This window comes from Bacillus sp. DU-106 (assembly GCF_004799705.1).
GTDB classification, from domain to species: domain Bacteria; phylum Bacillota; class Bacilli; order Bacillales; family Bacillaceae_G; genus Bacillus_A; species Bacillus_A cereus.
Genome location: NZ_CP026607.1, coordinates 4060451 through 4074072, shown reverse-complemented (window position 1 = coordinate 4074072; position 13622 = coordinate 4060451). Strand labels below are relative to the sequence as shown.

Below are 13622 nucleotides of genomic sequence, written 5' to 3'. Positions count from 1 at the left end.
TCAAATGAGACGAAGGGTTGTTTTGGTCACAGATGGAGATGAATATGCAAAGCGGACAATTGAGCTTTTAACGAAGGAATTTGGGGGAAGGTGTATTTCAGCATCACAAAGTAATCCAACCAAATTGACAGGGAAAAAAGTTGTTGAGCTTATTATGCAAACGCCATATGACCCTGTATTTGTCATGTTTGATGACAGTGGATTTATTGGAGAAGGATCTGGTGAAAAGGCTTTAAAATATGTGGCTACCCATAAACAAATTGATGTGCTCGGTATTTTAGCGGTAGCGTCTAATACGCATCATTGGGAATGGGCACGTGTAGATGTAAGTGTAGATCGGAATGGGAATTTAACCGAATACGGTGTTGATAAATTTGGACTTCCAGATGGCGAAATTGGCAGAATTAGCGGAGATACAATTTATTGTTTAGATGACTTGAATGTTCCTGTCATCGTTGGAGTCGGTGACATTGGTAAGATGTGTGGAAATGATGAATGGGAGAGGGGATCACCTATTACGAAGAAAGCAATTCAATTAATTTTGGAAAGGAGTGGTTTTTATGACGAAGCCTAAAAAAGTGGATATCCCTATATCAACTTTCATAAGTGACAATGAAAATTATTTAAAGCAGACAGTTGGGCTAGGCGTTACATACGATGTTGGCATTCGTAAATTTCAAATTTTGAATAAAGAAATTGGTGTGTTATTTGTAAACGGACTTTGTGATACAAATTATATTATCCCTATTTTAGAAGAAGCGGTGGATACAAATGAGATAAGGGATGTAGAAGAAGATACAGTGAAGCTTTTAGAGAATCGCTTAATCCATCAACAAGTAAGTAAAGTGAAAACGATGGATGAGGTAATGCTCCAAGTATTATCAGGACTCATCGTGATATTTGTGGAAGGTGAAACGGAAGCGTTTGCAATCGATGTTCGTAGTTATCCAGGGCGAACGCCGACAGAACCAGATACCGAAAAGGTAGTACGCGGTGCAAGGGATGGATTTGTTGAAAATATCGTTGTAAATACAGCATTAATCCGTAGAAGAATTCGAGATCCACGTCTTCGAAATGAAATGGTTCGAGTAGGAGATAGATCACAAACGGATATTTGCATTACATACGTTCAAGATGTTGCAAATCCAGATTTAGTAAAGATTATAAAACAAGAATTAAATAACATCGATGTAGATGGAATTACGATGGCGGATAAAACAGTAGAAGAATTTGTTGTAAAGCAAAGCTATAACCCATTTCCACTTATTCGATATACAGAAAGGCCAGATGTAGCAGCAAATCATCTACTAGAAGGACATGTGTTAGTACTTGTTGACACATCGCCAAGTGCTATGATTACACCGACAACATATTTTCATCATTTACAGCACGCGGAAGAGTTTAGACAAAATCCAGCTGTCGGTACATTTTTACGCTGGGTGCGCTTTTTAGGTGTTATATTCTCGTTATTTTTATTACCATTTTGGTTAGTGTTTGTATTTGATCCAACTCTTTTGCCAGCAAATCTTGCTTTTATTGGACCGACTAAGATGACGCATTTACCAATTTTATTACAGGTGTTAATGGCAGAGGTCGGACTTGAGTTTTTAAGGATGGCAGCCATTCATACTCCAACGCCGTTATCGTCTGCAGCAGGGTTGATTTCCGCTATATTAATTGGTCAAATTGCAATTGATGTAGGTTTGTTTGTGCCAGAAGTAATTTTGTATGTAGCAGTTTCGATGATTGGTGCATATGCAACACCGAGTTATGAATTAGGATTAGGGAATAAGGTTGGGAAATTGTTTGTTATTATTTTAACAGGTCTCTTCCATGAGATGGGATTTGTAATTGGTATGACGATATTAATTTTATTTTTAACGTCTATAAAAAGTTTACAAACACCTTATTTATGGCCGTTTTTACCATTTGATTGGGGCGCATTAACAAAAATTTTACTCCGTCCAACGATGTCTAGTTTAAAAGTACGACCAAGTATTGTAAGACCTCAAAATGTAAAAAGACAAAAATAAACGGGATTATACACCCGTTTATTTTTTTTAGCAAAAATTTATTATTTTTTAACAAAAATCAAACATTTTTTGTGTACACTTAGAGTAGATATTGTGTATGGAAGGGGAAGAGGACATGATTAAATTATTTGTAAGTGATTTAGATGACACGCTCGTTTACGATGTGAATCATATGCAAAAAGAAGATGAACGTGCGCTGTGTTGGTTAGCTGAGAAAGGGACAAATATTTGTTTTGCCTCTGGCCGCTTTACACACAGAATTGATGAAGTTGTAAAAAGGTTTTCATTCCCATATTATACAACTGGCTTAAATGGAGCGACAATGTTGCTTCCGGATGGAAATTTATTTCATGAATCGAGTTTTGAAAATGTGGTTGCCCAGGAAATATATCGATATATACATAAAAAAGGACTAGCGGATATTGTTTGTGCAAATGAGCAGCGATATACAAAAAGGAAGAATGAACATCACCATAATTTTGAAGCGTATATGGGCGTGCATATCGCTGAAATTGAAGCGTTAGAAGAAGAGTTTGGTAAGACTGTACACCCTGCAAAATTGTTTGTTTTTGGAGAAGAAGAGAAAATTGTGACATTAGATCAAGAGCTACGAGATACGTTTCAAGGCGAAGCGGAAGTTTTTATATCAGGTAAACGCTATGTTGATATTATGCCAAGAGGCGTGAGTAAGGGGAGTGCTCTAAAGCGACTAATGGACCATTTGCAAATTGAAGCAAATGAAGTTGCTTGTATTGGAGATTCTTTCAATGATATTTCTATGTTTGAAGTAACCCCGCATTCATTTACTCTTCATCATGCCCATCCATATGTAAAGGAGAAAGCAAATCATATAGTGCGTTCGGTTGAAGAGGCTGTTATGAAATTACCATTACTTGTATAAAAAAGAAGCCCGTCACTGGCGGGCTTCTTTTTTACTTGAATAAAGATTTAACAAAATCAATGATACTTGAGAAGAAATCTTTCACTTTATCTAGAAAACTTTGTCCTTCTTCAGAACCTAAGAAGGCAGAAACGTGTTCTTTTGCTTTGTTTAATTGACTACCAACTTGATTCCAATCGATATTAAGATTTTTCATTTTATCAAATAACGATACTAAGTTATCTAACTGTTCATCTGTCAATGTAATGCCGAGTTGATCAGCAATTTTTTTAATTAATGAACGTAAATCTTCTGTTGTTTTTGGCTGTTCTTTTGCAATTTCTTCTTTAATTTTTGCAACAAGTTGAACTGCTTTTTCTTCACCAATTTTATCACCAAGCTGGGCTGTTTGTACCATTTCTTCATTCGCTACTTTTTTAACTTCTTCAGGAATTTGTTTATTGGACGCAGTTTCGTATGCTTTCATTAATCCAGTTAAAGCTGCAGTTCCTGAAACTTTAAAAGGTGCAGTAATTTGAATTTCTGCATCTTTTACACCTGCTGTAATCAAAGCGTTAGTGTACATTGCATCTGTTACCCAGTTAATGTTCTTTGATCGTACAATAAGACCAGATCCTGGTTTTGTGTATGTAATCATAGAAGAAGAAATTGCTCTCGTACCAATTTGTGCTTTTGGAACAATGCCTTCTAGAAATTTATGTTCTTCCGCATTAGATACAGTAATAATTGTAGCATCTTTCGGTGCTTTCATTTCTTTTAACAGATCTTGTTTTTGTTGTTCAGATAAGTTCTCTCCTAATGTAACAATTGATTCTCCCTCGATGATGTCTGCAAACGAAGCTGTTGGCATCATAAATACCGTTACAGCTAATAGCAGAGCTAGTAATTTCGTTTTCACGAAAAATCGCTCCCTTTCTCTTTCTAAAATTTTCGGGCAACAAAGTTATTATAGTATATATTTCTTATTTGTCACCTAGCTTTTTCCACATTTCAAAAAAGAAGTATCTAGATTGTCGGATTCTTTTTGTTTCTAGTCATGAATGTGGTAATATAGTGCTGAGATAGTTGAAAGGAGACATATACGTATGAAAACTTTAGGATACATATTAATGGAAAACGGTGAAAAAATCGACTTGGAATTTTTCCCAGAAGAAGCACCGAAAACAGTAGAAAACTTTAAAAAATTAGCAGAGCAAGGATTTTATGACGGTGTTACATTCCACCGTGTTATTCCTGGCTTCGTAAGCCAAGGTGGAGACCCAACAGGTACAGGTGCAGGTGGCCCAGGTTACTCTATTCCATGTGAAACTGATGGAAACCCTCATAGACACCTTGTAGGATCACTTTCTATGGCTCACGCTGGCCGTAACACAGGCGGTAGCCAATTCTTTATCGTTCATGAGCCACAGCCGCATTTAGATGGTGTTCATACTGTATTCGGTAAAGCAACAAGCGGTATTGAAACAGTATTAAAAATGCGTCAAGGCGATGTAATGAAAGAAGTTAAAGTTTGGGAAGAATAAGGTAAGGAAAAAGAGAGCTTTTGCTCTCTTTTTTATTTTTAATGAGATTGAGTACTACTTCTACAGCTCATCATACAAGTAGTATTGTTGCTAAAATATATTGTTTGTGAGAACAAACCTTTAACCAATTACATAGAATACATTACATTATATGTTTCAATAAATATTTTTTGTTATATTAATTTTGCTAGAATTGTGCTGCTTTAGAGTAACTATAAATGAAGTGCTGTTGAATGATATGTTTCTTTCCATTCCATATAAAATTTTCTTTTTTTAACTCTATTTATTAAAGGAATAGTGCTGAAACATAGATTTGACTTTCTTCTTTTCGCTTTGTATGATTATCAAGTTGTTTTAGACTCTTCTCACTCTGTTGAAAATATTGTAAAATGAATGTGATATGAAAAGAGTGATTGAGGGGATTACTAGTTTGTAACTTTTGTAAGAAGGGATAAGGGTTATGTTAATTCGTTTTAAAAAAAGTTATGAAAAAATTGCAATGGGGCTTCTTTCGTTTATGCCAACTGAAAAAGATGTGAAAACATTACAATTGACAATGAAAGAATATGAAGCAAAAGATGATTGGCAATTGTATTTGTGGAAAGAAAATGAAGATTTTGTTGGAATAATGGGGATTGTAAAAAAAGAGAATCAAGTATTAGAAATTCAGCATTTGAGTGTGAACCCGTCTCATCGTCATGTGGGGATTGGGACGAAGATGGTTCAAGAGTTAAAGAGTAAATTTCTTGAGTTTACAATTTGCGGAAATGAGCAAACAGCAAGTTTTTGCGAAAAATGTAAAGGGCTAGAACAAAATATACATTCGTGAAAGCAGAGATAAGTAGTTTATTATCTCTGCTTTCTTTTTTGTAATTGTTCGTTTCGTTCAGTAATGACCTCTGTGCGATCACGCAAAGTGTGCTTGTTTATAATATATTCACCTGGGATAGCATTCAAGTCTTTCCAAGAGAGGTTTTGTTTTTGACATAACTCTATGCACTGCTTCTCTAACGATGAATCTGATAAGGGTAAAAATAAAGGTACAAAACGTTCTTTTTTATGGATAGATTGCAATCTTTCATTGAGCAAGGAAAGAAGTTGTACTTGATTAATTCCTAAACGTTGTAAAGGCACACCGCTTTTTTCTAAAATTGTAATTGCGCTTTTCATCATTTTTGTAGAACCATTCCAATTAGCACGTCTTTGGTGGTATAAAGAAACTGCAATTTGAATGAGACCAACTAAGTAATGATCACGATTACCTCTTGGTTTTGTCTTCCAATACTCTTCTAGTATTTCGTGGCATTCAAAATAGTCATAATCTCCATGGAAATGAATTAAAAATTGTATGTATTCGGTAGGATACATGTTTTCTCGCTCCTATCTAACGGTTATACATATAAGTGTATCATAGAAATATGAACAATAAACGACTAGGAGGTTTCCCCCTAGCCGTTATTGTTCATATTAGCAGAAGCAAGCTGCTCCTACAATAATTAGTAAAATAAACAGTACAACAAGTAATGCGAACCCACCGCTAAAACCACAATCAACGTGACCCATAGTTTTTTGACCTCCTACATTGTTCTTACTACACTGTTATCATATGAAGTGGTGGGCATGATGACATAGGCATCGGTCTATTTTTAATTAAATTTCTTAAAAAGGTTGGATAGAACATGAGTATGCTCTATACTTATGTTGTTATAGAAAAAATGTGGTGGGATGCTTTGTGCAATATAATTTTAAAGTAGAGGCTTTTGAAGGGCCGTTAGATCTATTGTTACATTTAATACATCGTTATGAAATTGATATATATAATATTCCTGTAGCAGATATTACAGAGCAATATTTATCTTATGTGCATACGATGAAAGAACTTCAATTAGATGTTGCAAGTGAGTATTTAGTAATGGCTGCAACGTTATTACAAATTAAAAGTAAGATGTTGTTGCCGAAACATGAAGAAGATGTACTTGATAACGGTGATGATTTTATAGATGATCCTCGTCAAGAATTGATGGAGAGGTTAATTGAATATAAGAAATATAAGCAAGTTGCTACTGAGTTAAAAGAAAGAGAACAAGAAAGAGCACAGCTATATACACGTCCACCAATTGACTTTACATCGTTGCAACAAGAAGAGGAGACAAGCTTACCTCTTGATGTTACGTTATATGATATGCTAGCAGCATTTCAAAAATTAATGCGCCGTAAAAAGGCAAAAAAACCTGTAACAACACGTATTACTCGTCAAGAAATACCAATTGAACAGCGAATGACTGATATTTTAAAACAGTTAAAAATAAAGGGTGGTCGCCAAAGTTTTTATGATTTGTTTGTTGATGATGAACGTGAAATAATGGTTGTAACATTTTTAGCAGTTCTGGAACTTATGAAAAACCAACAAATCATAATTGAGCAAGAACATAATTTTGATGAAATTTTCGTATCAAGCTCTAATAAATCTGCATAGAGCCAGTATGTGAAAATGGGATAGCAACATTTTATCTCATGCTATGTTTTAATGTATCGTTTGGAACAAGAGAAAAAATATTGAACCGAACGCATTAATTGTGATTCGGTTTTTTGATGTGTATTTTTATGAGAAAATAGAAGGAAGGAGCTCGTGAAATGGATAGGAAAGAACAAAAGTCAATTATTGAAGGCCTTTTATTTGTTTCTGGTGATGAAGGGATTTATCCAGAACAAATAGCGAAAGTTCTTGAAATTGAAATGAATGAAGCAATTAATATTTTAGAAGAAATGCAACAAGAATGTGAAGGTGCAAACCGTGGTTTGCAAATTGTACAGTATGCAAAAGTATATCGTTTTGCTACAAAGAAAGAACATGCTTCATATTATCAAAAATTAATAGATACACCAACAGCTGCTTCACTCTCACAAGCTGCCCTCGAAACGTTAGCGATTGTTGCATATCGCCAACCAATCACAAGGACTGAAATGGAAGAGATTAGAGGAGTTAAAACTGATAAGGCGTTACAAACGTTGGTTTCACATTTACTTATAAAAGAAATGGGAAGAGCAGAAGGACCAGGGCGTCCTATTTTATACGGAACAACAAAAGAATTTTTAGACACATTTGGATTGAAAACATTAGATGATTTACCACCGCTTTCTGAAGAGAATGAACAAATGAATGAAGCAGATTTATTCTTCGGTTCCTTACAAGAGATATCGAAATAAAAGCTTAGCATTTTGCTAAGCTTTTTTTGTATATCAATTATTTACAGTGCCATACTAAATGAAAAAAGGAGACGAGTTATGAGAGGTATGCGGATTATTTTATTATTAGTTTCTGTTTTATTATGTTTTTCTTTAAATAGCGCATCAGCTAAAAGGTATATGATGTCCATTCATACTACGTCTCCTTTACATATGCATCGGCAACATCTTAGTAAAATGAAAGTGAGCTTTTTAAAAGTGGGGCAAGGTGACGCAACACTTATTATAATGCCAAATGGACAAACAATGTTAATTGATGGAGGACCTTATGAAGCAGGAGAGGTTATTATTCAGAAATTAATTGAGAAAGGGATTAATCATTTAGATGTAATTGTCAGTACGCATCCCGATATGGATCATATAGGGGGGTTAATTCCAATTGTAGAGCAAATGCCGGTATCGCTTATACTAGATAGCGGAAAAACATATAGTTCTCTTACTTATCATACGTATCGGAATAATATAAAAAAAAGAGGGATACCTTTCGTTTCAGTAAAGGAAGGACAATATATACCGCTGGATCCACATGTTTCTATACAAGTATTAAACAACGGGAAATCAAAAGATGAAAATAATGAATCCTCAATTGTTTTAAAGGTGCGATATGGAAAAGCGGATTTTTTATTAATGGGTGACGCGGATGTACGGACAGAACATGAAATATTAAAACAATTTGATGTCCATGCAGATGTGTTAAAAGTGGGGCATCATGGCTCATATACTTCAACAAGTGAAACGTTTATAAAAAAAGTGGAACCGCAGTTTGCTATTCTATCGTACGGGAGTAATAATCCGTATGGACATCCTCACCAAAGTGTAGTGAAACGCTTAAAAAGGCACGGTATAATGGTATATAGAACGAATAAACGTACAGTAGAAATGGAAACAGATGGTGAACATATTATGTTAGAATCTAGCGGATTAATGCCATTGTTGAAGTGATTTCTATATTAGGGGGCGATACTGTCCCTTTTTGGAAAAATGAATAATATATATTATAATTATAAGAGACGTAAGAAATTTCCTTTTCTGTTGAATAAAAAGGAAATTTCATTAGAATGTATAGACAACTACTCGTGCGTATATTAAGATGGAACTAGGCGAATAAGGTAATAATAACAAGTAGGTAATTCATGGGAAAGGATCGATGAAAATGAAAACGCAAATTGTCATCAATGCCAAAATTTACACAGGTCAAGAAATAGTGGAAAACGGATTTATTCGTTACGCAGAAACCATTAAAGAAATTGGTTTGATGGCTCAATATGTACCACAAGAAAATGAAACTGTTTTTGATGCTACAGGGAAGATTATAATTCCAGGTATGATCGATGTTCATATTCATGGTGGATACGATATTGATGCGATGGATGCAAATAGCGATGGGTTAGTAACTCTAGGTAAAGAAATGTTAAAAGAAGGGGTTACAACTTACTTCCCAACAACAATGACACAAGCTCCAGAGGCAATTGAAGCAGCGTTAACTGCTGCGAAAGAAGCAAAAGAAAAAGGAGCGCATTTCGAATATATTCATTTAGAAGGACCTTATGTTTCAAAGAAACGTGCAGGTGCACAGCCACTTGAACATATCGTTCCTGCAAATATTGAGCAATTTAAACAATGGCAAGAAGCAAGTGGGAACTTAATTAAATTAGTAACATATGCACCAGAAGAAGAGGGAGCATTAGAGTTTGAACAATATCTTGCTGAAACTGGTGTAGTTGGCACAATGGGACATACAGATGCAATTGATGCGCAACTAAAAAATAGAAAGATTACACATGCGACACATTTATACAATCAAATGCGTGGATTACATCACCGTGAACCAGGAGTTGTGGGTCATGTGTTATTAAATCCAGATGTAATGGTTGAAGTAATTACAGATGGTATTCATATTCACCCTGACATGGTGAAATTAGCATATAAGTTAAAAGGACCGAAAAAAGTAAGTGTTATTACTGACGCAATGCGTGCAAAAGGTCTTGAAGATGGATTATATGAGCTTGGCGGACAGCCAGTACATGTAAAAGATGGTAGTGCTCGATTAGAAGATGGAACGTTAGCTGGTAGTATTCTAAAAATGGATCAAGCTTTCCGAAATGTAATTGAATTTACAGGTTGTTCAATCGAAGATGCAGTACTTATGACATCAGTTAACCAAGCAGAAGAGTTTGGATTAAATAATAAAGGTGCATTAGCGGTAGGAAAAGATGCAGACTTTGTTGTGATGAATGAAGATTTACATGTATATGATACGGTTCGTTTAGGAATTCATATGAAGGAAGGGAAGTAATTAAATGAATATTCTTGTTGTAAAAACTCCAGAAGAATTAGCAGAAGCAGGTTATAAATTAATTGAAGAAGTTGTAAAAACAAAAGAAAATCCAACATTAGGAATGGCTACAGGAAGCTCTCCATTAGGTATTTATGCAGAAATGCGAAAAAATAAACTTGATACAAGCCGTGTAACCACTGTAAACTTAGATGAGTACGTAAATTTACCACATGAAGATAAAAACAGCTATCACTATTTCATGCAAGAACAGTTGTTTGATCATCTTCCATTTAAACAAACTTATGTACCAAACGGGATGGCAAGTGATTTAGAGGAAGAGTGCAAACGTTACGAGAGCATTCTAGCTGCTAACCCAGTTGACCTACAGATTCTTGGAATCGGTGAAAACGGTCACATCGGATTTAATGAGCCAGGAACACCGTTTAATTCTCCAACAAACATTGTTGAATTAACAGAATCTACACGCCAAGCAAACCTTCGATTCTTCGAAAAAGAAGAAGATGTGCCAACTCATGCGATTACAATGGGAATTGGAAGCATTATGAAAGCGAAACAAGTTCTACTTGTTGCTATGGGTTCTAAAAAGGCAGAAGCTGTTAAAGAATTATTGCAAGGTGAATATAGTGAAGAGTGTCCGGCTACAGTTTTACAACGTCATCCGAATGTAACCGTAATCGCTGATCAAGAAGCTCTATCTTTATGCAGTGAGGCGATTGCTGATGAACATCGACAAGTATTCACCATTTCCGATCTATTATCAGATTCAAGAGTGGGTGAAACAGCTAATTGAGGACGGCGAATGGAAGCCGGGAGATAAAATCCCATCTGAGAATGAACTTTGTGATAAGTTCGAAGTGAGTCGAATGACAATCAGACAGGCGATTAATAATTTAGTGGAACAAGGCTATTTATATCGGAAGCGTGGAATTGGAACATTTGTCCAACTTCCGAAAGTGGAACAAAAATTGCAAGGAATGACGGGATTCACAGAAGACATGATTTCTCGTGGGATGAACCCAAGTAGTCAATTACTTAGTTTCCGCCTAGTTCCAGCTACTGCTAAAATAGCAGACCGGTTGAGAATACAGGAGGGGGAATCGGTTTATGAAGTGAGGCGTATTCGCTTAGCTGATGATGAACCGATTGCTTTTGAGACGACATATTTGTCGCCAGCTCTTGTAAAAGATATTAACGAAGAGATATTGCAACAATCTTTATATGAACATTTAGAGAAAAAACTGGGCTTTAAACTTGTTAGCGCTACTCAGTCAATTGAAGCTTCCGTTGCGACGGAAAATGAAGCTGAACATCTGCATATTCCTAAAAAGGCGCCTGTACTTGTAATGCGTCAATGGTCATATTCAGAAGGTGAGATACCGCTAGAGTACGTGAAATGTATTTATCGTGGAGATCGTTATAAATTTATTACGAATATCGCACGTAACAAATAGTATATTTCAGTTTGTGAAGTACAGTGGAATTGAAAATGGTTAACATGTAAAGAAATAAAAATACGACTCATCCTTATAAGGAATGAGTCGTATTTTTATTATGAGCAATTACGTGGTTAACAGCATCTTTGACGTGATTTACTACATAGTGAGCGTGTTTTTTTACTGCATCATCTGCTTGCGACATAGCAAAACTGTGAGGAGTTAAAGAAAACATAGGAATGTCATTATAAGAATCCCCTATACAAGCAATTTCCTCAGGTTTTATTTGAAACTCATTTAATAAAACAGAAATGGCAGAGCCTTTACTAACATTCGGTGGCATTACATCTAAACATTGTTCTGCTGAGATGAAAGTACTAACTTTCCCGTGGAATTTTTCATCAATTTTTTTCTGAAGGAGTTGTAAGCTCTCCTTTGTTCCACCGACAGAAATTTTATTTGGGAAAATTGTATCATCAATCTTCTGTAGTAAGTTTGGTTCTTCAACAGAAGTCATAGTTACTTGTTGTTCAAGTTCTTGAATGAAAGGTGTTTTCTCTTCAATGTAATAATTATGCTCATCACTTACATAACGGAAATAAGGATCTTCATTCGTCATAGCTAACAAATCGGGAAGTATGCTGGAATCAAAAGTTGCAGATAATAGTTGTTTATTTTCATGTGTATATACAAAAACACCATTTACACTAATGCGATGAAAATTTGTATTTACAGCTTTCATTAAGTCTGCAATTTCATTATCAAGTCTTCCGGAAGCGAAGCAAAGAATAACATTTTGCTCGGCAAGGCTGCGCAGTGCCGCAACATCTTGTTCGTCAATAAGACCTCCGTGTTGCATCATTGTACCATCGATATCACTTACAAACATTTTAATCATGCTGTTATCTCCTTTCTATGTACAGTTGCTCTTACATTATACGCATCATATATAAACATGTCTAAAAAATGAATTTTTATTAAATGGCAGATGTTTTACATTGACGACAAAGAAGAATATTCTGTAACATAAAAGTAGGCTATTTAAGTACGAGGGTGGTGTTATATGAGTAATTATCTAGAAATTAAAAAAGTTTTAAATAATAATGTCATCATTGCTAGCCATCCGGAACACGAGGAAGTAGTAGTGATTGGTAAAGGAATTGGATTTGGGAAAAAAGCGAAAGATGTATTGGAGCAAGAACAAATCGAAAAGATGTTTGTCTTAAAAAATGAACGTGATCGTGAACAATACAAATTATTAGTGCCGCATATTAGTGAAAAATTAATTGAATTGATGAACGATATTATGCTGTACATTCAAGGGAAAGCGAAATCGCCACTAAATGAACATATTCATATTGCGTTAACAGATCATATTTCATTTGCGATTAAAAGGTTAAAACAAGGACTTACAATTGATAACCCTTTTTTAGTTGAAACAAAAATGCTCTATCCAAAGGAATATGAAATTGCGGAAGGTGTTGTAGAACTTTTAAATTCTCGTTTGCAAATTACATTGCCAGAAGGAGAAATTGGTTTTATTGCACTTCACATTTACAGTTCGCTTACAAATTCTGATTTATCTTCAGTTAATCAAAACTCCCGTCTCATTGCACAACTTGTATCTTTAATTGAGACAAACTTACAAATTACATTAGATCAAGAGAGCATTCATTATTTACGTCTTATTCGTCATCTTCAATATGCTATTGAGAGGGTGAAAAAAGGAGAAAAAGTAGAGGAATCGCAAAGTTTTGCTGATTTATTAAAGGCGGAGTATCCAGCTTGCTATAACTTGGCTTGGAAGCTAGTTAAGGTCATGCAAAAAGAGTTGCAACTACCTGTATATGAAGCTGAAAGTATTTATTTAACGATGCACTTGCAACGCTTAGTAAAGGCAGAGCATGTGTAAAAAGCCATATATTTTTGTCTAAAATGAAAACGTTAAAAAAAATGATTGAATCGCTTACAATAGTTATGTATAATAACTATTGCAAAGTTATACAAATTTCGACAAACACATTAAGGTGAGTAACGAAAACGTTTGCCTTAATTATAGTGAACTTATACGTAAACCTATTTTTGACACGTGTTACTGATTCGATCAGGCATGAGTGGAGAAAAGTAAGGAATGTAAGCTAGAGAAAGGGATATACTACCCTTTGTATAGCTATCGTTCTATCTTTT

The 13622-nt window shown here is 35.0% G+C and carries 16 protein-coding genes; 12 read left to right on the top strand and 4 right to left on the bottom strand.

Going from position 1 to position 13622, the window contains the following annotated elements; genetic code table 11:
• The first annotated feature begins 4 nt into the window (after positions 1-4).
• The 3 genes from spoVAEA (at position 5) to C3Y97_RS20545 (ending at position 2934) form a co-directional block, all read left to right on the top strand.
• On the top strand, positions 5-574 hold the full coding sequence (gene spoVAEA / locus C3Y97_RS20555) for a stage V sporulation protein SpoVABEA (RefSeq protein WP_001254415.1): 570 nt from the start codon (positions 5-7) through the stop codon (positions 572-574).
• On the top strand, positions 561-2033 hold the full coding sequence (spoVAF, locus tag C3Y97_RS20550; RefSeq protein WP_000165595.1) for a spore germination protein SpoVAF: 1473 nt from the start codon (positions 561-563) through the stop codon (positions 2031-2033). Before spoVAEA ends, spoVAF begins: the two co-directional genes overlap by 14 nt.
• Before the next feature lie 97 nt (positions 2034-2130).
• On the top strand, positions 2131-2934 hold the full coding sequence (locus C3Y97_RS20545; protein ID WP_002026273.1) for a Cof-type HAD-IIB family hydrolase: 804 nt from the start codon (positions 2131-2133) through the stop codon (positions 2932-2934).
• 31 nt (positions 2935-2965) lie between these two features.
• Here the strand turns inward: C3Y97_RS20545 and C3Y97_RS20540 are convergent, their stop codons facing one another.
• Positions 2966-3832: a DUF1002 domain-containing protein gene (locus C3Y97_RS20540; protein ID WP_000850515.1), complete on the bottom strand. Its 867-nt coding sequence runs from the start codon at positions 3830-3832 to the stop codon at positions 2966-2968.
• A gap of 187 nt (positions 3833-4019) precedes the next feature.
• Here C3Y97_RS20540 and C3Y97_RS20535 point away from each other — a divergent pair, with 187 nt between their 5' ends.
• A complete protein-coding gene (locus tag C3Y97_RS20535) occupies positions 4020-4457 on the top strand; it encodes a peptidylprolyl isomerase (RefSeq protein WP_000853782.1) in 438 nt (145 codons plus the stop codon).
• Between the two features lie 460 nt (positions 4458-4917).
• Positions 4918-5286, top strand: coding sequence for a GNAT family N-acetyltransferase RibT (ribT, locus tag C3Y97_RS20530; RefSeq protein ID WP_000908401.1), 369 nt, complete (start codon positions 4918-4920; stop codon positions 5284-5286).
• Positions 5287-5306: 20 nt separating this feature from the next.
• Here the strand turns inward: ribT and C3Y97_RS20525 are convergent, their stop codons facing one another.
• Positions 5307-5825 carry a DUF309 domain-containing protein gene (locus tag C3Y97_RS20525; RefSeq protein ID WP_000283597.1) on the bottom strand — a complete coding sequence of 173 codons (519 nt, stop codon included), beginning with the start codon at positions 5823-5825 and terminating at the stop codon, positions 5307-5309.
• Positions 5826-5924: 99 nt separating this feature from the next.
• The gene (locus C3Y97_RS20520) at positions 5925-6020 is read right to left on the bottom strand and encodes a YjcZ family sporulation protein (protein WP_000510194.1); all 96 of its coding nucleotides are present in this window, start codon (positions 6018-6020) and stop codon (positions 5925-5927) included.
• Between the two features lie 169 nt (positions 6021-6189).
• Here C3Y97_RS20520 and scpA point away from each other — a divergent pair, with 169 nt between their 5' ends.
• From scpA to C3Y97_RS20485, 6 genes are all read left to right on the top strand, one after another.
• On the top strand, positions 6190-6933 hold the full coding sequence (gene scpA / locus C3Y97_RS20515; protein ID WP_001199753.1) for a segregation/condensation protein A: 744 nt from the start codon (positions 6190-6192) through the stop codon (positions 6931-6933).
• 158 nt (positions 6934-7091) lie between these two features.
• Positions 7092-7664 carry a segregation/condensation protein ScpB gene (gene scpB, locus C3Y97_RS20505; RefSeq protein WP_000375168.1) on the top strand — a complete coding sequence of 191 codons (573 nt, stop codon included), beginning with the start codon at positions 7092-7094 and terminating at the stop codon, positions 7662-7664.
• Between the two features lie 78 nt (positions 7665-7742).
• A complete protein-coding gene (locus C3Y97_RS20500) occupies positions 7743-8645 on the top strand; it encodes a ComEC/Rec2 family competence protein (protein WP_001214826.1) in 903 nt (300 codons plus the stop codon).
• 211 nt (positions 8646-8856) lie between these two features.
• Positions 8857-9999, top strand: coding sequence for an N-acetylglucosamine-6-phosphate deacetylase (nagA, locus tag C3Y97_RS20495; protein WP_002179749.1), 1143 nt, complete (start codon positions 8857-8859; stop codon positions 9997-9999).
• A 4-nt stretch (positions 10000-10003) separates the two neighbouring features.
• Entirely contained in the window at positions 10004-10792 is a 789-nt protein-coding gene (gene nagB / locus C3Y97_RS20490) for a glucosamine-6-phosphate deaminase (RefSeq protein ID WP_001024210.1), read from the top strand.
• Positions 10722-11453 carry a GntR family transcriptional regulator gene (locus C3Y97_RS20485; protein ID WP_014894892.1) on the top strand — a complete coding sequence of 244 codons (732 nt, stop codon included), beginning with the start codon at positions 10722-10724 and terminating at the stop codon, positions 11451-11453. Before nagB ends, C3Y97_RS20485 begins: the two co-directional genes overlap by 71 nt.
• 73 nt (positions 11454-11526) lie before the next feature.
• On the opposite strand, the gene C3Y97_RS20480 is transcribed toward C3Y97_RS20485, so the two are convergent.
• Entirely contained in the window at positions 11527-12333 is an 807-nt protein-coding gene (locus C3Y97_RS20480) for a Cof-type HAD-IIB family hydrolase (RefSeq protein WP_000594243.1), read from the bottom strand.
• Positions 12334-12498: 165 nt separating this feature from the next.
• Between C3Y97_RS20480 and glcT the strand changes: the two genes are divergently transcribed.
• Positions 12499-13347 carry a glucose PTS transporter transcription antiterminator GlcT gene (gene glcT / locus C3Y97_RS20475; RefSeq protein WP_000073860.1) on the top strand — a complete coding sequence of 283 codons (849 nt, stop codon included), beginning with the start codon at positions 12499-12501 and terminating at the stop codon, positions 13345-13347.
• Positions 13348-13622 lie beyond the last annotated feature (275 nt).

Excerpts from the sequence above, each read along its gene's own strand:
- C3Y97_RS20525 (WP_000283597.1), bottom strand. The coding sequence starts at position 5,825 with ATGTATCCTACCGAATACATACAATTTTTAATTCATTTCCATGGAGAT.
- spoVAEA (WP_001254415.1), top strand. The coding sequence starts at position 5 with ATGAGACGAAGGGTTGTTTTGGTCACAGATGGAGATGAATATGCAAAG.
- C3Y97_RS20485 (WP_014894892.1), top strand. The coding sequence starts at position 10,722 with ATGAACATCGACAAGTATTCACCATTTCCGATCTATTATCAGATTCAA.
- ribT (WP_000908401.1), top strand. The coding sequence starts at position 4,918 with ATGTTAATTCGTTTTAAAAAAAGTTATGAAAAAATTGCAATGGGGCTT.
- C3Y97_RS20545 (WP_002026273.1), top strand. The coding sequence starts at position 2,131 with ATGGAAGGGGAAGAGGACATGATTAAATTATTTGTAAGTGATTTAGAT.
- C3Y97_RS20535 (WP_000853782.1), top strand. The coding sequence starts at position 4,020 with ATGAAAACTTTAGGATACATATTAATGGAAAACGGTGAAAAAATCGAC.
- nagB (WP_001024210.1), top strand. The coding sequence starts at position 10,004 with ATGAATATTCTTGTTGTAAAAACTCCAGAAGAATTAGCAGAAGCAGGT.
- C3Y97_RS20500 (WP_001214826.1), top strand. The coding sequence starts at position 7,743 with ATGAGAGGTATGCGGATTATTTTATTATTAGTTTCTGTTTTATTATGT.
- C3Y97_RS20520 (WP_000510194.1), bottom strand. The coding sequence starts at position 6,020 with ATGGGTCACGTTGATTGTGGTTTTAGCGGTGGGTTCGCATTACTTGTT.
- nagA (WP_002179749.1), top strand. The coding sequence starts at position 8,857 with ATGAAAACGCAAATTGTCATCAATGCCAAAATTTACACAGGTCAAGAA.
- C3Y97_RS20480 (WP_000594243.1), bottom strand. The coding sequence starts at position 12,333 with ATGATTAAAATGTTTGTAAGTGATATCGATGGTACAATGATGCAACAC.
- scpB (WP_000375168.1), top strand. The coding sequence starts at position 7,092 with ATGGATAGGAAAGAACAAAAGTCAATTATTGAAGGCCTTTTATTTGTT.
- spoVAF (WP_000165595.1), top strand. The coding sequence starts at position 561 with ATGACGAAGCCTAAAAAAGTGGATATCCCTATATCAACTTTCATAAGT.
- glcT (WP_000073860.1), top strand. The coding sequence starts at position 12,499 with ATGAGTAATTATCTAGAAATTAAAAAAGTTTTAAATAATAATGTCATC.